17 protein-coding genes are annotated in these 21,880 nt (G+C 73.4%); 6 read left to right on the forward strand and 11 right to left on the reverse strand.

Features of this window, described 5'->3' with window-relative positions:
* Positions 1–101 precede the first annotated feature (101 nt).
* The 10 genes from FHS88_RS13935 to FHS88_RS13980 form a co-directional block, all read right to left on the reverse strand.
* Positions 102–947: a UPF0280 family protein gene (locus tag FHS88_RS13935; protein ID WP_184485713.1), complete on the reverse strand. Its 846-nt coding sequence runs from the start codon at positions 945–947 to the stop codon at positions 102–104.
* A gap of 4 nt (positions 948–951) precedes the next feature.
* Positions 952–2,436: a 6-hydroxynicotinate reductase gene (locus FHS88_RS13940; RefSeq protein ID WP_184485715.1), complete on the reverse strand. Its 1,485-nt coding sequence runs from the start codon at positions 2,434–2,436 to the stop codon at positions 952–954.
* Positions 2,437–2,527: 91 nt separating this feature from the next.
* Positions 2,528–5,263, reverse strand: a complete 2,736-nt coding sequence (locus FHS88_RS13945) for a molybdopterin-dependent oxidoreductase (protein ID WP_184485717.1) — start codon at positions 5,261–5,263, stop codon at positions 2,528–2,530.
* Entirely contained in the window at positions 5,260–6,102 is an 843-nt protein-coding gene (locus FHS88_RS13950) for an FAD binding domain-containing protein (protein WP_184485719.1), read from the reverse strand. The genes FHS88_RS13945 and FHS88_RS13950 overlap by 4 nt, the downstream gene beginning before the upstream one ends.
* Positions 6,099–7,838 carry a hydantoinase B/oxoprolinase family protein gene (locus tag FHS88_RS13955; RefSeq protein WP_184485721.1) on the reverse strand — a complete coding sequence of 580 codons (1,740 nt, stop codon included), beginning with the start codon at positions 7,836–7,838 and terminating at the stop codon, positions 6,099–6,101. Before FHS88_RS13955 ends, FHS88_RS13950 begins: the two co-directional genes overlap by 4 nt.
* On the reverse strand, positions 7,838–9,856 hold the full coding sequence (locus FHS88_RS13960; protein WP_184485723.1) for a hydantoinase/oxoprolinase family protein: 2,019 nt from the start codon (positions 9,854–9,856) through the stop codon (positions 7,838–7,840). The genes FHS88_RS13955 and FHS88_RS13960 overlap by 1 nt, the downstream gene beginning before the upstream one ends.
* A gap of 4 nt (positions 9,857–9,860) precedes the next feature.
* The gene (locus tag FHS88_RS13965) at positions 9,861–10,574 is read right to left on the reverse strand and encodes an ABC transporter ATP-binding protein (protein ID WP_184485726.1); all 714 of its coding nucleotides are present in this window, start codon (positions 10,572–10,574) and stop codon (positions 9,861–9,863) included.
* Positions 10,567–11,349, reverse strand: a complete 783-nt coding sequence (locus FHS88_RS13970; RefSeq protein WP_184485728.1) for an ABC transporter ATP-binding protein — start codon at positions 11,347–11,349, stop codon at positions 10,567–10,569. Before FHS88_RS13970 ends, FHS88_RS13965 begins: the two co-directional genes overlap by 8 nt.
* On the reverse strand, positions 11,346–13,199 hold the full coding sequence (locus FHS88_RS13975; RefSeq protein WP_184485730.1) for an ABC transporter permease: 1,854 nt from the start codon (positions 13,197–13,199) through the stop codon (positions 11,346–11,348). Before FHS88_RS13975 ends, FHS88_RS13970 begins: the two co-directional genes overlap by 4 nt.
* Positions 13,200–13,205: 6 nt before the next feature.
* Entirely contained in the window at positions 13,206–14,426 is a 1,221-nt protein-coding gene (locus FHS88_RS13980; RefSeq protein WP_184485732.1) for an ABC transporter substrate-binding protein, read from the reverse strand.
* Positions 14,427–14,544: 118 nt separating this feature from the next.
* On the opposite strand from FHS88_RS13980, the gene FHS88_RS13985 reads away from it, so the two are divergent.
* From FHS88_RS13985 to FHS88_RS14000, 4 genes are all read left to right on the forward strand, one after another.
* On the forward strand, positions 14,545–15,084 hold the full coding sequence (locus tag FHS88_RS13985) for a sigma-70 family RNA polymerase sigma factor (RefSeq protein ID WP_184485734.1): 540 nt from the start codon (positions 14,545–14,547) through the stop codon (positions 15,082–15,084).
* Entirely contained in the window at positions 15,081–15,782 is a 702-nt protein-coding gene (locus tag FHS88_RS13990; RefSeq protein WP_221244435.1) for an anti-sigma factor, read from the forward strand. The genes FHS88_RS13985 and FHS88_RS13990 overlap by 4 nt, the downstream gene beginning before the upstream one ends.
* Positions 15,783–15,886: 104 nt before the next feature.
* The gene (locus FHS88_RS13995) at positions 15,887–16,672 is read left to right on the forward strand and encodes a DUF4394 domain-containing protein (protein ID WP_184485736.1); all 786 of its coding nucleotides are present in this window, start codon (positions 15,887–15,889) and stop codon (positions 16,670–16,672) included.
* A gap of 173 nt (positions 16,673–16,845) precedes the next feature.
* Entirely contained in the window at positions 16,846–17,319 is a 474-nt protein-coding gene (locus tag FHS88_RS14000; RefSeq protein ID WP_184485738.1) for a DUF1203 domain-containing protein, read from the forward strand.
* Here FHS88_RS14000 and FHS88_RS14005 read toward each other — a convergent pair.
* The gene (locus FHS88_RS14005) at positions 17,316–18,242 is read right to left on the reverse strand and encodes a BKACE family enzyme (RefSeq protein WP_184485740.1); all 927 of its coding nucleotides are present in this window, start codon (positions 18,240–18,242) and stop codon (positions 17,316–17,318) included. The genes FHS88_RS14000 and FHS88_RS14005 overlap by 4 nt on opposite strands.
* Before the next feature lie 97 nt (positions 18,243–18,339).
* On the opposite strand from FHS88_RS14005, the gene hrpB reads away from it, so the two are divergent.
* Both hrpB and FHS88_RS14015 read left to right on the forward strand, forming a co-directional pair.
* Positions 18,340–20,787 carry an ATP-dependent helicase HrpB gene (gene hrpB / locus FHS88_RS14010; protein ID WP_184485742.1) on the forward strand — a complete coding sequence of 816 codons (2,448 nt, stop codon included), beginning with the start codon at positions 18,340–18,342 and terminating at the stop codon, positions 20,785–20,787.
* A gap of 32 nt (positions 20,788–20,819) precedes the next feature.
* Positions 20,820–21,878 (forward strand): trypsin-like peptidase domain-containing protein, encoded by a 1,059-nt coding sequence (locus tag FHS88_RS14015; protein ID WP_184485744.1) that lies wholly within the window; start codon positions 20,820–20,822, stop codon positions 21,876–21,878.
* The last annotated feature ends 2 nt before the right edge of the window (positions 21,879–21,880 follow it).

Here is a 21,880-nt window from a genome sequence, read left to right on the forward strand (position 1 = left end):
CCGCGAGCCGCAGAACCGCCGCGTGGAGATCATCCTCCGCTAAGCGGTCGCCAGAGGCGACACGAACCGCGAAGGGGCGCCGAAAGGCGCCCCTTCTGCATTCAGGGGCCAGGAAGCCGAGGCAGGCCGGCCAGCCGCGCCTCGCCGCCGAGGCGCAGCGCCGCGCCGATGATGTGGCCGGAGGCGAGGAAGGATTCGGCGCGGGCAAGGCCCGCATCCAGGGCGGCGGCGATCTCCGTCGCGGTCAGGGCGCCGACATCGGCGGTGACCAGCCGCTCCCCGAGGTCGCTGTCCGGGTCGAGGGAACAGGCCGGGACGCGGCGGATCGCGGCACTCGGCACGTCCACCGCATTCGCGATCAGCGTCGCCGCGGCATCGGCGCGCGCGGCATCCCGCGCGAGCACCGTGACGGCATCGGCGATGCCGAGCGAGAAGGACCGGCCGTGCCGCCCCGAGGTGGCGATGCCGCCGATGCCGCTCGCCGCCGTGACCTGCAAGGCCCCGTCGAGGGCGAGGCGTGCGGGGTCCGCGGCAAGCCCCACGGCCAGCATGTGGCCGGGCGCGACATGCACCGCGATGTCGCCGCCGTCATTCACATAGGCGCGCTCGAGCGGCGCCGCCGCCCGCATGGCGGCCAGCAGCGCATCGGCCACCGCGCCCGCCACCGCGGCCATCGGCGTCACGAACTCCGGCGCGAAGGGCAAGCAGGCGGCGAGCATCCGCCGCGCGATCGGGTGTTGCAGGCGCGGCCCTTCCGCCACCGGCCGGCGCAGTTCCGGCAACTCGGCCGCCAGAGCGGGCAGGATGCCGGGGAACAGGGCGAGCGCCGCCGCCTCCGCCGCGCGCACCGCCTCCGCCTCGCCCCAGGCGCGGAGGATCACGTCAATCGGCCCGTGCGAGAGGTGCAGCCGCCCCCCGCTCAGCCGCCGCGCGACGGGTGCGTCCATGGGCTCAGCGCGCGAAGGGCCAGGGATTGCCCGGGTGCCAGGTCTCAAGCCGCAGATCGGCGCCGAGGTCGCGCAGCACCTCCTGCACCGGCACGATCTCCGCCATGTGGCCGCCGAGCCGTTCGTAGAGGCCGCGCGGCATGGTGAACTCGATCGGCGCCACGATCGCCGGGGTCGGCACGTAGCCGAAGGCGTTGCGCGGCATGCGCAGCACATCGGCCATGACCGTGATGCCGCCGCCAGGCCAGAGATAGACCGGCGCTCCGCCCATGGTGACGCGCGTCTCCCCCTTCGCGACCGATTGCGTCAGCAGCACCGGATTCTCGGTCACGCCCGCGCGCAGCGAGCCGCCGGCGCCGGCCATGAAGACGACGGAACAGAGGGAGGGCTCGCAATTCTCCCCGATGCGCTCGACCACCGCGCGCACGGCCGCGGGCATCTCGGCCTGGACCGGCTTCAGCGCCTCGTCCAGCACGCAAAAGAGCGCGTGATCGCCGGTGGTGCTGGTGAAGAGCAGGCGCAGCCCCGGCCAGGCGGTCTTCGGATCGATGGATTCGACGACCTCGAGCGGATCGGTGATGTCCGTCCCGCCCCAGCCGAGGCCGGGGCGCGCAACCTGGAAATACCGGCCCGGCGTGGAACGACGCCCGCGCACGCGGATGCCGGCGGGGCGCATGCCCAGCACCTTGCCGGCCTGGTGCTCGGTCAGCACGCCGGTGATGTGGTCGTCCACCACGATCACCTCGTCCACATGGCCGAACCATTGCCGGGCGAAGATGCCGATGGTCGCGCTGCCGCAGCCGACGCGCATGCGCCGCTCAGGCACGCCGTCCACGATAGGCGCCGCGCCGGCCTGCACCACCACCGCGTGCCCGCCGTCTATGGTCATCTCCACAGGCTCGGCGGCGCAGAGTTTGAGCAGCGTCTCGCAGGTGACGACGCCCTCCTTCTTGCTGCCGCCCGTCAGGTGCCGCACGCCGCCGATGGAGAGCATCTGGCTGCCGTATTCGGCGGTGGTCACATGCCCCACCTGCTCCCCGTTCACGCGCACCGGCGCGGCCTCGGGGCCGAGATGGCGGTCGGTGTCGATCTTCACCTTCACGCCGCAGTAGCTGAACATGCCCTCGGTGACGACGGTCACCGTGTCCACGCCCTCATGCACCGCCCCGACGATGAAGGGCGCGGGCTTGTAGTCGGGGTAGGTGGTGCCCGCGCCGACGCCGGTGAGGAAGACGCGGGAGGGATCGAGCACCTCCCCGTCCCATTCCGCCTTCGCGAAGGCGACGACGGGGCGGTTTTCCTCCACCGCCTGGGCGAGGCTCAGCGCCGGATCGGTGCGCACCAGCACGCCATTGTCGTTGGCGTAGCGAGAGCAGGCGCCGGCGCGGCCGGGGCGGATGCGGCAGAGCACGGGACAGGCGTCGCAGCGGATGATGCCGCCGTCCTCGGCGGCGCCGAACTTCTCGCTGCGGGCGGCACGGGATGTCATGGGGATGCCTCCGGCGGCCGGGGGGAGAAGGGAACTTCTCCCCCCGGAACCCCCCTCAACCTTCTCTGCCACCTGGCGCTGGCCATGGCCGTCACTTCCCAAAGGCCAAAGAAGGGAGGGGGATCGGGGGAGGTTCTCCTCCCCCGAGTCTTTCCATCAACCGATGCGGCAGCACCGGCACTTCCGTCATCCGCACGCCCGTCGCATGGCGAATGGCGGAGAGGATCGCCGGCGCCGTCGGCACCAGCGCGGGCTCGCCCACGCCCTTGGCGCCGAAGGGGCCTTCGGGCTCCGGGTCCTCGATCAGGTGGATGCGGATGCGCGGCATGTCGCCCGCGGTCGGGATCAGGTAGTCGTGCAGGTTCTCGGTGCGGCCGGGGATGAATTCCTCCATCAGCGCGAGGCCCAGGCCCTGCGCGATGCCGCCATGGATCTGACCGGTGACGAGCAGCGGATTGACGGCGCGGCCGACATCCTGCGCGGCGACCATCTCCTCCACCTTCACCGTGCCGAGCGCCATGTCCACCCGCACCAGCGCGATCTGCGCCGCAAAGCCGTAGGTGGCATAGGGCACGCCCTGGCCCTCGGCATCGAGGCTGACCGTCGGCGGATCGTAGCGCGCCTCCGCCGTGAGGTCGGCATCGAGCGCGGCGAGGTCGAGCACGCGCGTCATGTGCCGGTCGGTCACGGTGAGCCGCGTGCCGTCGAGCGCGAGGCGCGCATCCTCCCCCGCATTCGCAAGCGCCAGGATGCGCGCGCGCAGCGCCTTCGCCGCGTCATGCGCCGCGCGGCCCGAGACGAAGGTCTGGCGCGAGGCCGAGGTCTTGCCCGCATCCGGCGTCAGCGCGGTATCGCCCACCACCTGCCGCAGCGCGGCGAGCGGCAGGCCGAGCGCCTCGGCCGCGATCTGCCCGATCACCGTCGTGCTGCCCTGGCCGATGTCCACCGCCCCGTTGAAGAGCGTCAGCGTGCCGTCGCGCGCCAGCGTGATGCGCATGGTCGAGGGGTTGGAGAGCGCCGTATTGCCGCAGCCATACCACATGCAGGCGATGCCGGCGCCGAGCCGGTGGCGCCCATGGGTCGCATTGTGCGCGGCGACGCGCGCGAGCAGCGCATCCCATTCGGGCTTCAGCGCATCCAGGCACTCGGGAAGCCCGGCCGAGGCGTGCAGCACCTGCCCGCTCGGCGTCGTGTCACCCTTGCCGAGCGCGTTGCGTCTCCGGATCTCCCAGCGGTCGAGCGCCAGCGCCTCCGCGAGGTCGTCCACCAGTGCCTCGGTGGCGATCGCCGCCTGCGGCACGCCGAAGCCGCGGAAGGCGCCGGCGGGCGTGTCGTTGGTGTACACCGCGCGGGTGCGGTTCAGCACATGCGGCACGCGGTAGGGGCCGGAGGCGTGCACCGGCACGCGGTTCGCAACCGTCGGCCCCCAGGAGGCATAGGCGCCGGTGTTGAAGTCGCCCTCCAGCAGGAAGGCGGTGAAGCGGCCCTCGCCGTCCGCGGCCATGCGCGCGCGCAGGATGGCGGGATGGCGCTTGGTGCTCGCCGCCATGCTCTCGGTGCGGGAATAGACCATGCGCACCGGCCGCCCCGCCTTGCGCGCCGCGACGGCGAGCAGCGGCTGAACCGAGACGTCGAGCTTGCCACCGAAGCCGCCGCCGCAGGCGGTGGGGATGATGCGCACCGCCTCCTGCGGCACGCCGAGCACGCGCGCCGTCTCCTCCTGGTCCATCACCGGGGCCTGGGTGCAGGCGGCGATGGTCATGCCGCCATCCGCCTGCGGCAGGGCGTGGCCGGCCTCGGGTTCGATATAGGCGTGCTCGACGAAGGCGGTGCGGAAGGTGCCCTCGGCGCGGGCGGGGCTGGCGGCGAAAGCGGCCTCGGCCTCGCCGCGGCGCAGATGGCCGCGCACCAGCACATTGCCCGGCGCATGCGCGTGCAGTTGCGGCGCATCCGGGGCGAGCGCGGCCTCGACCCCGTGCAGCGCGGGCAGGGGCTGCCAGGCGATGGGCAGATCGGCGGCACGCACCGCCTCCACCGCCGCGCGCGCGCCGAGCAGGCCGAGCACCGCCTCTCCGCGGAAGCGCACGTAGCCGTCCGCGAAGACCGGCTGGTCCTTGAGGTCGGGCATGATGCCGAAGGCGTTGCGGCCCGGCACGTCGGCCGCGGAGAGGATGGCGACAAGCCCGAGCCGCGCGCGCGCCGCCTCGAGATCGCCGAGGCTGAAACGCGCATGGGCATGCGGCGAGCGCACCACGCGCAGCCACAGCGCATCCGCGGGCGCGGCATCGGCGCCGTAGCGCTCGCTGCCCTGCACCTTCGGCGCGCCGTCGAGACGCGGGATGGCCGCGCCGACGCCGCCTTCCTCCGGGGCGGCCGCGATGGTGCCGCGCGCGGCGTCGAGCACCGCCTCGATGATCTGCAGATAGCCCGTGCAGCGGCAGAGCACGCCGCCCAGCGCATCCTCCACCGCCGCGCGCTCCGGCGTGGCGTTGCGCCGCAGCAGGTCGAGGGCCGCCATCAGCATGCCCGGCGTGCAGATGCCGCATTGCGCGGCCCCGCGCGCGAGGAAGGCGGCGCGCAGCGCATCGAGCAGCGGGTCGGCGGCCTCGATGGTGGTGATCTCGGCGCCTTCCGCCTGGGCGGTGGAGACGAGGCAGGCGCAGACCTGCGCGCCGTCCATCAGCACGGTGCAGGCGCCGCAATCCCCGGCATTGCAGCCTTCCTTGGTGCCTGTCAGGCCCAGCCCCTCGCGCAGCGTGTCGGACAGCGGCGCGAAGGGATCCGCCGCAACCTCGTGCCGTGTGCCGTTGACGGTGAAGGCGATCATCGTCCGAAGCCTGCCAGCAGGTCGCGCAGCAACGCCAGCGCGGCAGCGCGGCGATAGGCGGCGGAGGCGCGCACGTCCCCGATCGGCGCCAGCGGCGCCAGATGCCCCGGCTGCGGCACGCGCGGCATCTCGGCAGGATGGATCCCGATCAGCGCTTCCTCCAGCGCCGGCAGGCGGCGCGCGGTGGGCGAACAGGCGCCGACCGCGATGCGCGCTTCCGCGATGCGGTCGCCTTCCATGCGGATCACGGCCGCGGCCATGGCGATCGAGATGACCAGGTAGCGCCGCGCGCCGAGCTTCTCGAAGCGCCCGCGCGCACCCTCGCAGCGAGGGACGTGCAGCGCGGTGACGATCTCGCCCGGCGCCAGCGCGGTCTCGCGATAGCCGGTGACGAAATCCGCGACGGGCAGTCGCCGCATGCCGGAAGCGGCGGCGAGTTCCACCTCCGCATCCAGCACGAGCAGGTTCGGGATGCCGTCGCCCGCCGGCGAGGCCGTCACCAGGTTTCCGGCGATGGTGCCCCGATTCTGCACCTGCCGCCCGCCGACCTCGCATGCCGCCGCGCGCAGGCCGTCGAAGATCGGCGGCAAGCGGGCCTCGGCGATCGCGGTCCAGGTCGTGCGCGCCCCGATGCGCCAGCCCTCGGCCGTCTCGGTGATGCCGTCGAGGCCGGGGATCGCGGAAAGGTCGAGCACCTCCGGACGCCACGGGTCGCCCCAGGCGGCGCGGGCGGTGCGCAGCGGGTGGATGTCGGTGCCACCGGCGAGCGGCAGCGCGCCGGTGGCGGCGCGGATGGCGAGCGCCTCCTCCAGCGTGCGCGGGCGGTGATAGGCTCTCATGCCGCGCGGCCCTGGCGCAGGGCTGCGGTGGCGGCGGCATCCACCGCGCCGTCGGCGGCAAGCGCCACGCCCCAGAGCCGCGCCGCCTCCTCCCGCGTGTAGTAGCCGCGGCGCACATCGCGCGCGACCAGGGCGGGATCGCGGGCGAAGGGATCGCCATAGCCGCCGCCGCCGGGTGTCATCACCTCCACCCGGTCGCCGGGCGAGAGCGCGATGCCCTGGTCCTTGGAGAGATGCGGCGGGATGGTGGTGGTGCCGCCGCGATGGATGCGCACCACATTCGGCGCGCCATCGCCGCCGCCGAGCACGCCGGGCGGGCCGAAGCGGCCATGGTCCATGACGAAGGAGGCGCGCGCCTCTCCGCGCAGCAGCTCCACCTCGTAATGCACGCCGAAGCCGCCGCGATGCATCCCCGCCCCGCCCGAGCCCTCGCGCAGCGCGAAGCGGGTGAAGAGGACCGGGTAGTACTGCTCCATCACCTCCACCGGCGCGGTCTTGGAGATGCCGATGGTCGAGCAGCCATTGGTCAGCCCGTCCTCGCGCGCATTGCCGCCGTAGCCGCCGCCGGTGATCTGGTACATCACGTAGCCGGCGCCGCGCGCGGGATCGAAGCCGCCGAGGGCGAAATTGCCGGAGGTGCCGGCGGGTGCCGCGGTGACCTCCTCAGGCAGAGCCTGCACGAGGCAGAGGAACACCGCCTCGGCGATGCGCTGGCTCACCTCCGCCGCGCAGCCCGAGACCGGGCGCGGATAGCGGGCGTCGAGGAAGGTGCCCTCGGGGCGGATGATGTTCAGCGGCGTGAAGGTGCCGGCATTGATCGGCACGTCGGGGAAGATGTGCTTCACGCCGAGACAGACCGCCGAATAGGTGGTGGCCCAGACCGAGTTCATCGGCCCCGCGCAGGGCGGGGAGGAGCCGGAGAAGTCGAAAGTCAGCGTATCGCCGGACCGCGTGACGGCCAGCGCGATGCGCAGCGGCTCGTTCACCACGCCGTCGGAATCGACGAAGGCCTCGGCGCGCCAGGTGGCTTCGGGCATGCGGCGGATCTCGGCGCGCATGCGCTCGGCGGCGCGCTCGCGGATCAGGGCGATGGCCTCGCGCAGCGTCGCCGCGCCGTAGCGGGCGATCATCTCGTTCAGCCGGCGTTCGCCGACCAGAAGGGCTGCCGCCTGCGCCTTGATGTCGCCGATGCGCTGCTCGGCCACGCGGATGTTGGACTGGATGATGGCGAGGATCTCGCGGTCCATCTCCCCGCGCTTGAACAGTTTGACGGGGGGCAGGCGCAGCCCCTCCTGCTCGACCTCGGTGGCGTGGGCGGAGAAGCCGCCCGGCACCATGCCGCCGGTATCCGGCCAGTGGCCGGTGTTCTGCAGCCAGCAGAAGAGTTTGCCCTCCACGAAGAAGGGCCGGGCGAAGCGCACATCCATCAGGTGCGTCCCGCCGAGATAGGGGTCGTTGACGATGTAGATGTCGCCCGGTTCCGGAGCGGCGACCGCGCCTTCGCCGATCAGCCGGATCAGGTGCCCGGCGGAATGCTGCATCGCGCCGACGAAGACCGGCAGGCCGCCTTCTCCCTGCGCGATCAGCGCGCCGTCCCCGGCGGCGTAGATGCCGTCGGAGCGGTCGTCGGCCTCCGCGATCACGGGCGAGAAGGCGGAGCGGGAGAAGGCGAGGTCCATCTCATTGCAGACCTGCTGCAGCCCGGCCTGGATGACGGCGAGAGTGAGGGCGTCCATCAGACGGTGATCCTCAGATTGCCCAGCGAATCCACCACCGCCGCGCAGCCAGGCTCCAGGATGACGGTGGCATCAGCCTGCTGCAGCACGGCGGGGCCGGAGAGCCGTGCGCCCGCGGCCAGCGCCTCGCGCCGCCACACCGCCGCCTCGTGCCAGGCGCCATCGGCGAAGAGGCGGCGCGTGCCGAGCCGCGCCTCGCCTCCGCCGCCGGCGGACAGCGCGGCGAGATCGAAGGGCCGTCGCCGGCCGACGACGCTGGTGGCGAGGTTGACCAGCACCGCCCTGATCTCCGGCAGGCGCACCTGGAAGCGGGCGAAATAGGCCTCCTCGAAGGCGGCCTGGACCTCGGCGCGGCGCGGCGCGGCGGAGCCGAGCGGCACGCGGATCAGATGCGTCTGGCCGCGGAACTGCATCTCCGCCACGTGGCGCACCTCGATTCGCTCCACCTCCGCCCCGCCGGCCTCGACGCCCGCGCGGCCGCGCGCCTCCTGGGCCGCGAGGACCTCGGCGATCTCCGCCTCTGCGATATCGTCCAGGCCGCGGTTCAGCGTGTTCACCACATCCTGCCGCAGGTCGGCGACGAGGCAGCCCAGCGCGTTGGTCAGCCCGGGGCGGAAGGGGATGAAGACCTCGGGGATGCCGATCTCGCGCGCCAGCGCCACCGCATGCAGCGGCCCCGCGCCGCCGAAGGCGAAGAGCACGAAGTCGCGCGGGTCGTGTCCGCGCGACAGCGAAACCATGCGGATCGCCCCGGCCATCAGCACGTTCGCCAGGCGGATCACGGCCTCGGCGGCCTGCTCCGGGCTCATGCCGAGCGGCGCGCCGATCTCGCGCGCGAAGGCCTCGCGCACCTCCTCGACCGGCACGCGCCGGCCGGTGGCCAGCAGCGCATCGGGGTCGAGCCGGCCGAGCAGCAGGTTCGCATCCGTCACCGTCGGCCGCGTGCCGCCGCGCCCGTAGCAGATCGGGCCCGGCGCGCTGCCGGCGCTTTCCGGCCCCACGCGCAGCATGCCGCCGCGGTCGATCCAGGCGATGGAGCCGCCGCCCGCGCCCACCGTGCGCACATCCACCATCGGCAGGTGGATCGGCAGGCCATAGGCGATGGACAGTTCCGCCGAGACCTCCGGCACGCCGCCCGCGATCAGCGCGACATCGGTCGAGGTGCCGCCCATGTCGCAGGTGATGGCGTTCGCGACACCGGACTGGGCGAGGGTGGAGGCGGCGGCCATCACGCCGGAGGCGGGGCCGGACATCACCGTCTTGGCGGCCTCCGCCGCCACGGCGCGGGCCGGGACGGTGCCGCCATTGCCGTTCATCACCAGCAGGTCACGCGCATGGCCCGCCTCGTGCAGACGGTCCTGCAGGTGGCGGATGTAGCGGTCGAGCACCGGCTGCACCGCCGCGTTCACGCTCGCTGTCGTACCGCGTTCGTATTCGCGGAACTCCGACAGCAGCCCATGGCCGAGGGTGACATAGCCGTTCGGCCAGATGGCGCGCGCGATCTCCCCCGCGCGGATCTCGTGCGCGGGGTTGGCGTAGGCGTGCAGGAAATGGATGACGAGCGCCTCGCAGCCTTCCGCCAGAAGGGCGCGGACCTCGCGCTCCACCGCCGCCTCGTCGAGCGGCGTCAGGACATGGCCGCGCGCATCCATGCGTTCCGGCACCTCGCGCCGCCATTCGCGCGGGATCAGCGGTTCGAAGCTGCCGGTCATGCCGTAGGCGCGCGGGCGCGTGCGGCGGCCGAGTTCCAGCACGTCACGGAAGCCCGCCGTGGTGATCAGCCCCACCTTCGCGAGCTTGCGCTCGAGCACCGCATTGGTGGTGGCGGTGGTGCCGTGGATGATGAGGTCGAGTGCCGCGGGCGTGGTGCCGGCGGCGGCGATGGCCGCGAGCACGCCGCCCGCCTGGTTTCCGGCCGTGGTCGGCACCTTGGCGATGCGGATGGAGCCGTCGGCCTCCTGCATCACCAGGTCGGTGAAGGTGCCGCCCACGTCGATGCCGGCGATGCGTCGGGCCATGGCGTCAGACTGTCAGAAAGGCGCGGCGGACATCCTCGTCCGCCTCCAGATCGTCCATGCCGCCCTGCCAGCGCACCTCGCCCTTCTCCAGGATCAGCGCGCGGTCGGCGACGGCCGCGGCGAAGTCGAGATTCTGCTCCGACAGCAGCACGGCGATGCCCTCCTGCTTCATGCGCAGCACCGCCTCGGCCATCTGCTCGACGATCACAGGCGCGAGGCCTTCCGAGGGTTCGTCGAGCAGCACCGCCTCGGGGTTGCCCATCAGCGTGCGCGCGATGGTGAGCATCTGCTGCTCGCCGCCGGACATCGCCGAGGCGCGGCGGTGGCGCATCTCCGCGAGGTTGGGAAAGATCGAGAAGAGTCGCTCCGGCGTCCAGGGCGTCCGTCCCGCCGCGGCGCCGCGCCGCCCGACCTCGAGGTTCTCCGCGACCGTCAGCTCGGTGAAGATGCGCCGTTCCTCGGGCACGTAGCCGAGGCCGAGGCGGGCGATGCGGAAGGGTGCGAGACCCGCGATCTCCGCGCCGGCGAAGCGCACCGACCCGCCGCGCGGCGCGAGCAGCCCCATGATGGCCTTGAGCGTGGTGGACTTCCCCGCGCCATTGCGGCCCATCAGCGCCGCGACCTCGCCGCGGGCGAGATGCAGGTCCACGCCGAACAGCACCTCCGCCGGGCCGTAGCCGGCGCGCAGGCCGGCGACTTCCAGCACGCGCTCAGCCATGGGCGGCCCGCCTCGCGCGTGTCGCGGCCCGCGTGCCGGAATGGCCGAGATAGACGCGCTGCACCTCGGCATCCGCGCGCACCTCCTCGGGCCGGCCGCGGGCGATGATCTCCCCGCGCACCAGCACCAGGATGCGGTCGGCATGGGCGAAGACCGCGTCCATGTCGTGCTCGGTGAACAGCACGCCGATGCGCTCGCCGCGCGCGATGCCGGCGACCAGCGCCATCAGCGCGCTGCGCTCGGCTGGCGCCATGCCGGCGGTGGGCTCGTCCATCAGCAGCAGGCGCGGCGCGGCGGCAAGCGCGATGGCGAGCTCGACGCGCTTCACGTCGCCGTAGGCGAGCTCGCCCACGGGCCGCTCGGCCTGCGCGGCCATGCCCACGCGGTCGAGCAGCGCGAGCGCGGCATCGCGATGCATGGCCATCGCGTCGGGCAGCAGCTTCCGCGTCTGCCCGTGATGCGCGATCAGCGCCATCTGGACATTGCCGATGACTGTGAAGGAGAGGAAGGTCTGCGCCACCTGGAAGGTGCGGCCCACGCCCATACGGCACACCTCGCGCGGCGGCAGGCCGGTGATGTCCTGCCCGGCGAGGCTGACGCGCCCGGAATCGGGGCGCAACTGCCCGCCCACCATGTTGAAGGTGGTGGACTTGCCGGCGCCGTTCGGGCCGATGATGGCGAGCATCTCCCCTGCATCGAGGGCGAAGGAGACATCCTTGGCGGCCTGCACGCCGCCGAAGCGCTTGTTCAGGCCCTCGGCCGCGAGCAGCGTCATGCCGGCCGCCTCCGCAGCCCCGCCCAGGCCCCGGCGAGGCCGCGCGGGAACACCAGCACCATGCCGATGATGGAAAGGCCGAGGAACAGCCGCCAGTGGTCGGTCAGCGGCATGAAGAAGTCCTTCACCGCATGGAAGACCGCCGCCCCCGCGATGGGCCCGAGCACGGACTGGATGCCACCGAGCAGCAGCATGGAGAGGAAATCCACGCTCATCGGAATGCCGAGCAGCGTCGGGTCGATCGAGCCCTTGGAGAAGGCGTAGAGCCCGCCCGCGAGCCCCGCCGCGCCACCGGCCAGCGTGAAGCCGAGCCAGCGATGGGTGCGCACATCCACGCCGATGGCATCCGCGCGCTGCACCGAATCGCGCGCCGCGCGCAGCGTCGCGCCGAAGGGCGCGTGCACGACGCGGCGCAGCGCGACGATCGCCAGCACGCAGCAGGCGGCGACCAGGTAGTGGTATGTCTCGCGCGAGGCGGCCCAGCGCGATGGCCAGACGCCGACGAGGCCGTTGTCGCCGCCCGTCACCTCCACCCACTGGAAGACCACGGCATAGGCGATCTGCGCGAAGGCGAGCGTCAGCATCGCGAGGTAGATGCCCGACAGCCGCACCACGAAGAAGCCGAACAGCGCCGCGAAGGCCGCCGCGACGAGGGGGGCGGCGAGCAGCGCCGGCTCCATCGGCAGGCCGGCCTTCGTCACCAGCAGCCCCGCCCCATAGGCGCCGAGGCCGAAATAGGCCGCATGGCCGAAGGAGACGATGCCGCCATTGCCGACCAGGAAGTTCAGCGAGAAGGCGGCGAGCGCGAGGATCAGCACTTCGGTCCCCACCTTCACCGCATAGGCGTCGAGCAGCGGCAGCGCCAGGACCGCCGCCAGCGCGACGAGGATCAGCCCCTGGCTCGCGCGGTCGAGCGGCCGCGGGTCGATGATCCCTTCCGGCAGCACGGCGCGCCCCGCGGCGGCCTCCGGCTTGCCGAGCAGGCCCCAGGGCTTGATCACCAGCACCACCGCCATCAGCAGGAAGACCAGCACCAGCGTGATCTTGGGAAAGACCAGCACGCCGAAGGCCTGCAACTGCCCGATCAGCAGCGCCGCGAGGAAGGCGCCCGGCACCGATCCCATGCCGCCGATCACGGTGACGACGAAGGCCTCGGCGATGATGGAAAGATCCATCTGCGGATTGGCCGAGACGCGCGGGATCTGCAGCGCGCCGCCCAGGCCCGCCAGCGCGGCGCCGAGGAACAGCGTGCCGGTGAACAGCATCGCCTGGTTCACGCCGAGCGCGCCCACCATCTCACGGTCCTGCGTCGCGGCGCGGATCAGCACGCCGAAGCGCGTACGATGCATCAGCAGCCACAGCAGCCCGAGCACGGCGGGGCCGACGAAGATCAGGAACAGCTCATAGGCCGGGAAGCGCTGGTCGAAGATGAAGATGCCGTGCCGCAGCCCCGGCGCGCGCGGCCCGGTGATGTCCACCGGCCCCCAGACCAGCAGCACGAGGTCCTGCACGATCAGGACCACGCCGAAGGTGGCCAGCAGCTGGAACAGCTCCGGCACGCGGTAGATGCGTCGCAGCAGCGTGACCTCCATGACCACGCCGAGGACGCCCACCGCCAGCGCCGAGGCCAGCACGCCCACGAAGAACAGCCAGGGCGAGCGGTCGAACTCCAGCAGCCAGGGCACGATGGTGACCGCGATATAGGCCCCGAGCATGTAGAAGGAGCCATGCGCGAAGTTCACGATGCGCGTGACCCCGAAGACGATCGTCAGCCCCGAGGCGATGACGAAGAGCGAGGAGGCGCTGGCCAGGCCCGACAGGGCCTGGACCAGCAGGAAGTCCCATTCCATGCGGCGTCAGGCGGAACGGCGCGCGGCGCGCACTTCCTCCTCCGGGAACATGTAGTCGGCGCCGTCGGCGTAGCGGCTGTTGCGCATCGTGCCCTGGCGGCCGCGCAGCGTCGTCTCGCCGACCCAGGTGCCCATGGTGCCCTGGTGGTCGAGGCCGCGCATCACCACCGGACCCACCACTGTGTCCGAGCGCAGGTCCGCCAGCGCGTCGATCAGCCGCTCGTTGTCCAGGGAGTTCGCCTTGTTCAACAGGCTCGCGATCACCTGCACGGTCACGTAGCCGAGCAGCGAGCCCTTGCGCGGCGTGTCGTTGAAGCGCCCGCGGTAGGCGTCCACGAAGGCCTGGTGCGTTGGCATGCCCGTCACCTGGTCCCAGGGATAGCCGGTGACGATCCAGCCCTCGGGCGTCTCCTCGCCGAGCGGAATCAGATACTCGGGCTCGCCGGTCAGCAGGGAGACGACGGTGCGGCGCTCGAACAGGCCGCGGGTGTTGCCCTCGCGCACGAAGGCGGTGAGGTCGGCGCCGAACAGCACGTTGAAGATGCCATCCGGCCGCGCCTGGCCGAGCGCGCCCACCGTCGCCCCGGCATCCACGCGGCCGAGGGCGGGGAACTGCTCGGCCACGATCTCCGCGCCGGGGATCGCCTGGGGCAGCAGGCGCTTGAAGTTCGCCGCGGCCGACTGGCCGTATTCGTAGTTGGGCGCCACGATCGCCCAGCGCCGCACGTTGCGGCCGCGGATGGCCTCGACCAGCATGCGCGTCTGCATGTAGGTCGAGGGCCTGAGCCGCCACGTGTAGCGGTTGCCCTGGGCCATGGTCAGCGCGTCCGTCAGCGGCTCCGTTGCCAGGAACAGCCGCCTGCGCTGGTTGGCGAAGTCCGCGACGGCGAGTCCGACATTCGAGAGGAAGGTGCCGGCGAGGAACGTCACGTTCTCGCGCGTCAGCAGTTCCTCGGCCACGCGCACCGCATCGCCCGGCGTCGCCCCGTCGTCGCGGAAGACGAACTCGATCCGCCGCCCGCCCATCACGCCGCCGGCGGCGTTCACCGCGTCCTGCGCCTGCTGCATGGCGTTGCGGTAGGGCACGGCGAAGGCCGCCATGCGCGAGTAGGAGTTGAGCTCCCCGATGCGGATGGTCCCGCCCGCGCCTTGCGCGAAGGCGGGCCTGGCCATCGTGGCGAGCGCCGCGGCGCCGAGCGCCCGGCGGGAAAGCGTGAACCGCGCCATCATGCAGCCTCCTTGCGTGCTTCCTTGGGGGGAATGATCACGGCGGGCGCGGCATCGCGCAATGGGGCATCTGGCGCTTGACCCGGGCCGCGGCGGCATGGCCTTCTCCGCGGCCCCCATGACCGCAGCGCTCGACCTTCCGGACCTGCTCGGGCTCGTCGCCGCCGGCGACCGATCGGCGCTGCGCTCGCTCTACGAAAGGCAGTCCTCGCGCCTCTTCGGCATCGCCAACGCCATCCTGCGCGACCGCGACGTCGCCGCCGACGCGGTGCAGGAGGTGTTCCTCAGGGTTGCACGGCGCGCGGGGCAATTCGACCGTGGCCGCGGCTCGGCCGAGGCCTGGCTCGCCGGCATCACCCGCCATGCCGCGCTCGACATCCTGCGCGCGCGCGGGCGCGAACTGCCCACCGACGACCCCGCCCTCGGCGACGAGGCGGTCAGCCCCGAGGCCGAGGCGCGGCTCATCGCCACCGCCGAAGGGCGGCGCCTGCGCGACTGCCTCGCCGCACTCGAGCCCAAGAACCGCTTCGGCATCATCCTCGCCTTCGTGCACGGGCTCTCCCATCCGCAGATCGCCGAGCGCCTCGGTACGCCGCTCGGCACCACGAAGTCCTGGATCCGCCGCGGCCTCCTGGCGCTGAAGGAGTGCCTGTCGTGATCCCGCTCGACCCCGTCGAACGCGATGCGATGGCCGCCGAATACGTGCTCGGCACGCTCGGCGCGGGCGAGGCGCGCGAGATCGAGCAGGCGATGGAGACCGACCCCGCGCTGCGCGCCGCGGTCGAGGCCTGGCAGGCGAGGCTCGGCCCGATGAGCGCGCTGGCCGCGCCGGAACTCCCGCCGCCGGGCCTGTGGGAGCGGATCGAGCGGGCGCTCGCGCCGCCGCCCGAGGTCGTCGCCCTGCCCGCGCCGAAGCCGCGCGCGCCGGTGCTCTGGCGCGCCTGGGCGCTCGGCGCGAGCGCCGTCGCCGCCGGCCTCGCCGCCCTCCTGGTGCTGCGCCCGGCGCCCGCGCCCGAGCCGCGGCTGATGACCGTGCTGCTCACCCAGCAGGACCAGCCGGCCTGGCTGGTCGAGGCCGAGCGCGGCGGGCTCCGTCTCGCCTCGCTGAACCCGCAGCCGGTGCCCGATGACCGCGTGATGCAGCTCTGGGCGCTGCCGCAGGGCGCGGCGGCGCCGACCTCGCTCGGGCTGATCCCGGCCGGGGAGGGGCGGATCACCGTGGCACCCGCCGCCATCCGGCCGGAGCCCGGCATGCTGATCGAGATCACGCTGGAACCGCAGGGCGGCTCGCCGACCGGCCGGCCGACCGGGCCGGTCCTCTTCATCGGGCGGCTCGCGCCCGCCTCCGGGGCCTGACATCGCGGCTTCGTGACCGGGCCGGCGCATCCGCCGTCGGGTCCGCTCCGTATGGCGGTCAGCGGGGCCGAGGGCGGCCTCGCCCGACACGGAGAGAGACCGCCATGACCACCCCGCACCGCCTCATGCTCGCCGCCTTCGGCATGATCCTCGCCGCCGGCGGCAGCCAGGCCGCGACGCTGATCGGACTGACCGCCGACAACGCGCTGGTCCGCATCGACAGCGAGACGCGCCGCGCCTCGGCCCCGGTGCGCATCACCGGCACGGATGGCCGCGTGCTCGGGATCGACCAGCGCCCGCAGGACGGCCGCCTCTACGGCGTGACCGAGCGCGGGCAGTTGGTGATGATCGAGCCCGACACCGGCCGCGCCAGCCAGGTCAGCCGCCTCAACACCGGCTTCGAGCATGGCGGCCGGGTGGTGTTCGACTTCAACCCCGTCGCCAACCGCCTGCGCCTGATGGGCATGAGCGGGGTGAACCTGCGGGTGAACGTGGACACGGGGGAGGCGGCGCGCGACGGCGCGCTGAAATACGCCGCCGGGACGCCCTTCGCCGAGACCGCGCCGCGCATCGTCGCCGGCGCCTACACCAACAGCGTGAGCGGCGCGCAGCAGACGGCGCTCTACACCATCGACACGCTGACGCGGCAGTTCAGCCTGCAGGCGCCGCCCAATGACGGCGTGCAGCAGCCGCGCGGCGAGGTCGCGGCGATGCTGCCCCCCGGCGTCGCCTTCGACATCCTCGCCGACGGCCAGGGCGGCAATGCTGGCTTCCTGCTGGCCGGCGCCACGCTGCACCGGGTGAACCTCGAGACCGGCGCGGCAACCCCGCTGGGCGAGGTCGCGGGCCTGCCGCCGGCCGAGGTGGTGGACATCGCCGCCATGCGGTGACCGGGGCGCGCCCCCGCCGGGCGAACTTCCCCACGCGGCCGGACGCCCCCAGCCGCAACGCTCGACCGGGGGAAAGCGCGGCGCCCGCACCGACCTGGTGCGGGCGTCCTGCCCTGCGTGCCGACGCAACGGACGGAGGGCGCCGCGGGGCTGGATCGGCGATACCCAAGCGCATGACCCGCTTCCGCTGCGTCCCGATGGACCCTGCCGCCGCCGCCCGCTTCCGCATCACTGGCACCGACGACCGCGGCGGCGCGGTGCATCATCGCGCCGTGGACGGGCCCGGCTTTCCCTGTCGCGCCTGCCTGCGCCTGGGCTTGCCGGGTGAGGCGATGCTGCTGGCGTCCTGGGATCTGCCGTTGCCGCGGGGACCATACTGGACGCCCTCGCCGGTCTTCCTGCACGCGCGGGACTGCGCGTCCGCCCCGGTCGAGGACTCGATACCCGAGACGGTGCGCGCCAACCCGCTCGTGTCCCTGCGGCACTACGACGCGGATGGGATGTGCCTCTACGATCTCGGCGTGGTCTTGCCGGGCGAGGCGGCAGAGGCGGCGCTGCGCGAACGCATCGCCGACCCGCGCGTGGCCTTCGTGAACATCCACACCGCGCGGCCGGGCTGCTGGCTCACGCGGGTGGAGAAGGCCTAGAAGCCGACCATGTCGCCGCCCTTGAGCTTGAGCATCGCGCGCGCCTCGGCCGGTGTCGCGATCTCGAGGCTCAGCTCCTCGAGGATGCGGCGGATCTTCGCCACCTGCTGGGCGTTGGACGTGGCCTGCACGCCCTTGCCGATCCAGAGCGAATCCTCGAGCCCGACGCGCACATTCCCGCCCATCATGCCCGCCATGGTGACGAAGGGCATCTGGTGGCGCCCGGCGGCGAGCACGGACCAGACATAGGCGTCGCCGAACAGCCGGTCCGCCGTCTCCTTCATGAACAGCAGGTTGCGGTATTCGGCCCCGATGCCGCCGAGGATGCCGAAGATCGTCTGCGTGAAGAGCGGCGGCTCCACCACCTTGCGGTCGAGCATGTGCGCGAGGTTGTAGAGATGGCCCACATCGTAGCATTCGAACTCGAAGCGCGTGCCGTGGCCCTTGCCCAGCCGCTCGACGATCTGCTCGATGTCCTGGAAGGTGTTGCGGAAGATGTAGTTGGTGGTGCCCTCGAGATAGGGCTTCTCCCATTCGTGCTTGAAGTGCTTCACCCGCGCGGCGGACGGCGCGATGTTGAAGTTCATCGAGCCCATGTTGAGGCTGCACATCTCGGGCTTGGCGAGCAGCGGCGCGGCGAGGCGCTCGTCGAGCGTCATGCCGAGGCCGCCGCCGGTCGTGATGTTGATGACCGCGTCGGTGGACTGCTTGATCACCGGCAGGAACTGCATGAACACCGCCGGGTCCGGCGTCGGGCGGCCGTCCTTCGGGTCGCGCGCGTGCAGGTGGATGATGGAGGCGCCGGCCTCGGCTGCGGCGATGGACTGCTCCGCGATCTCCTGCGGCGTGATCGGCAGGTGGTCCGACATCGAGGGCGTGTGGATCGCCCCGGTGACGGCGCAGGTGATGATGACCTTCGACATGGCGGCTACCTCCGTGACGGGGCGATCCTGCCCCGCGCGCGGCGCGGCGGGAAGGGCGCCCATTCCGGCGCGGGACGGCATCGGCTAGACGCCCGCCATGTCCTTCGACCTTCCCGTCGCCGAGGCGCTGCCCGCGCTGCGCGAGGCGCTGCGCCTCGGGACGAACGCCGTGCTCGTCGCTCCGCCCGGCGCCGGCAAGACGACGCTCGTGCCGCTGGTGCTGAAGGACGAGCCCTGGGCGAGCGGCGCGCGGATCCTGGTGCTCGAGCCCCGCCGCGTCGCCGCCCGCGCCGCCGCGCGCCGCATGGCGCAGATGTGCGGCGAGGCCGCCCCGGGCGGGACCATCGGCCTCGCCACGCGCCTCGACCGCGCCTTCTCCGGCAGCACGCGGGTCGAGGTGGTGACGGAAGGGCTGCTGGTGCGCCGGCTGCAATCCGATCCCGGCCTCGACGGCGTCGCCGCCGTGCTGTTCGACGAGGCGCATGAGCGCAACATCGACACCGACCTCGCGCTCGCCCTCTGCCTCGACCTCCAGCGCGGGCTGCGGCCGGACCTGCGGCTGCTCGCCATGTCCGCCACGCTGGACGGCGCCGCCTTCGCGCGGCTGCTCGGCGACGCGCCGGTCATCGAGAGCCTCGGCCGCGCCTTCCCGGTGGAAATCCGCCACCGCGCCCGCGACCTCGCCGATGCGCGCGACCTGCCCGAGGCCATGGCCGCCGCCATCCGCGAGGCGCTGCGCGCCCATCCGGGCGACCTGCTCGCCTTCCTGCCCGGCTGGGGCGAAATCCGGCGCACCCAGGAACGGTTGGCCGGCCTCGATGCGCTGGTGGTGCCGCTGCATGGCGAATTGCCGCCGGCCGAGCAGGACATCGCCCTCAACCCTGCCGCGGACGGGCGGCGCAAGGTGGTGCTCGCGACCCCCATCGCCGAGACCTCGCTCACCGTGCCCGGCGTGCGCATCGTGGTGGATGGCGGCTTCCGCCGCGCGCCGCGCCTCGATGCGGCGAGCGGGCTGACCCGCCTCGTCACCGTGCGGATCAGCCGCGCCGCGGCCGAGCAGCGCGCCGGCCGCGCCGGCCGCACCGCGCCGGGCGTGGCGATCCGCCTCTGGACCGAGGCGCTGCACCGCGGCCTGCCGCCCGCCGACCGGCCGGAGATCCTGGAGGCCGAACTCTCCTCCCTCGTGCTCGACATCGCCGGCTGGGGCGCGCGCATCGAGGACCTCGCCTTCCTCGACCCGCCGCCGGCCGGGGCGGTGAAGGCGGCGCAGGCATTGCTGCGCGACCTCGACGCGCTGGACGCCGAGGGCCGCATCACCCCGACGGGGCGGCGCATGGCCCGGCTCGGCACTCATCCGCGCCTCGCCCGCATGCTGGCCGCGGCGGCGGATGCGGGCGAGGCCGCGCTCGCCGCCGACCTCGCGGCGCTGCTCGAGGAACGGGACCCGATCCGCGCGCGCGATGCCCCGGCGGATGTGCGGCTGCGGCTCGACCTTCTGCACGGCGCCGACCGCGCCGATGCCGACCGCGCCACCATCCACCGCATCCGCCGCGCCGCCGCGCTGCACCGGCGGCGGCTCGGCGTGCATGGCGGCACGGCGGCGCAGGGCGATGCCGGGGCGCTGCTCGCGGCCGGCTTCCCCGACCGGATCGCGGCCAGGCGCGGCACGATGGACGGCGCCTTCCGCCTCGCCTCGGGCCAGGGGGCGCGGCTGCCGGCCTCCGATCCGCTGGCGAAATCCGCCCTGCTCGCGGTGGCGGACCTCGAACTGCAGGGCACGGAGGCACGCATCCGCATGGCCGCGCCGCTCGATCGCACCGTGCTGGAGGCCCGCTTCCCCGAAAGGCTGCGGCGGGAGGAGGGCGCGGCCTTCGATGCCCGCGCCGGCGCCGTGGTCGCGCGCCGCCGCCTGATGTTCGGCCCGCTGGTGCTGGAGGAGGCGCCGCTGCCCCATGCCGACCCCGCCGCGGTCGCCGCCGCCCTGGCCGATGCGGCGGCCGAGCGCGGCCTGCGCGACCTGAACTGGACCGAGGCCGCCCGCCAGGCGCAGGCGCGCATCCTCTGGATGCGCCGGGTCGAGGGCGAGGACTGGCCCGATGTCTCCGATGCCGCCCTCGCCGCCACGGCGCGGGACTGGCTCGCGCCGCATCTGCACGGGCGCAGCCGGCTGTCGGACCTCGCGGCGCTGAATGTCGCGGCGCTGCTGCTCGACCGCCTGCCCTGGGAGCGGCGCCGCGCGCTCGATGCCGCCCTGCCCGCGCGGATCGCGCTGCCGGCCGGGCGCTCGGCCGCGGTGGACTATGCGCGGGAGGTGCCGACGCTCGAGGCCAGGGCGCAGCACCTCTTCGGCCTCGCCGCCCTGCCGCCGCTCGCGGGCGGGCGGGTGCCGCTGCAGGTGGCGCTGCTCTCCCCCGCCGGGCGGCCGATCGCCGTCACCGGGGATCTGGCAGGCTTCTGGAAGGGGGGCTGGGCCGATGTGCGCAAGGAGATGCGCGGCCGCTACCCGAAGCATGCCTGGCCCGAGGATCCGGGGGCGGCCGGTTGAACGGCCCCCCGCGTCAGCGCAGATTGGCGGGCGTGACCCTCGCCCCTCGCCCGCCCGAATCGTTCCGCCTGCCGCGCCGCGGCGCGCTGCTGCTCGCGGCCTCGCTCGCCGCCTGCGCGCGGCCCGCATCGGCCCAGCGCGGCCTGCCGGATTTCGCCGACCTCGCGGAGCGCGTGCTGCCCGCCGTGGTCAGCATCCAGGTCACCAGCCGCGAGGATGGCGGGCCGGGGCCCGTCCCGCGCGGCTCGCCGATCGAGCGCGGGCGGCGCGGGCAGCTCGTGCAGGGCGCGGGCTCGGGCTTCATCGTCGAGCCGAGCGGCATCATCGTCACCAGCGCGCATGTCGTCGGCAACGCGACGCGGGTGATCGTCACGACGCAGGACGGCACCGAATACGCCGCGCGCGTCGTCGGCACCGACGAGCTGACCGACCTCGCCCTGCTGCGCATCACGCCGCGCGGGCCGCTCGCCGCCGTCTCGCTCGGCGTCTCGGCCAATCTGCGCGTGGGGCAATGGGTGCTGGCGGCGGGCAACCCCTTCGGCCTCGGCGGCAGCGTCACCAGCGGGATCGTCTCGGCGCTGGGGCGCGACATCCGCGTCGGGCCATTCGACGACTTCATCCAGACCGACGCGCCGATCAATCCCGGCAACTCCGGCGGCCCGCTGTTCAACATGGCGGGCGAGGTGATCGGCATCAACACCGCCATCTACTCGCCCTCGGGCGCGAGCGCGGGGATCGGCTTCGCGGTGCCCTCGGACCTCGCGCGGCCGGTGGTCGAGGCGCTGCTGCGCGGCGGGCGGGTGGATCGCGGCTGGCTCGGCGTCTCGGTCGCCGATGCCGAGGAGCAGGGCCGCGGCCGCCGCGGCGCGGTCATCATGGGCGTGGAGCGCGGCAGCCCCGCCGCGCGCGCCGGGCTGCGCCAGGGGGACCTGGTCACGGCGCTGAACGGGCAGCCGGTCGCGACCTCGCGGGCGCTGGTGCGCGGCGTCGCGGGCCTCCCGCCGGGCGAGACGGTCCGCCTGACGCTGCTGCGCGGCGGCCGCAGCCAGGAGGTGGCGGTGCAGATCGGCCGCAGGCCCAACGAAGGATAGGA

Origin of the sequence: Neoroseomonas alkaliterrae (genome assembly GCF_014199195.1) — a bacterium.
GTDB lineage: Bacteria > Pseudomonadota > Alphaproteobacteria > Acetobacterales > Acetobacteraceae > Neoroseomonas > Neoroseomonas alkaliterrae.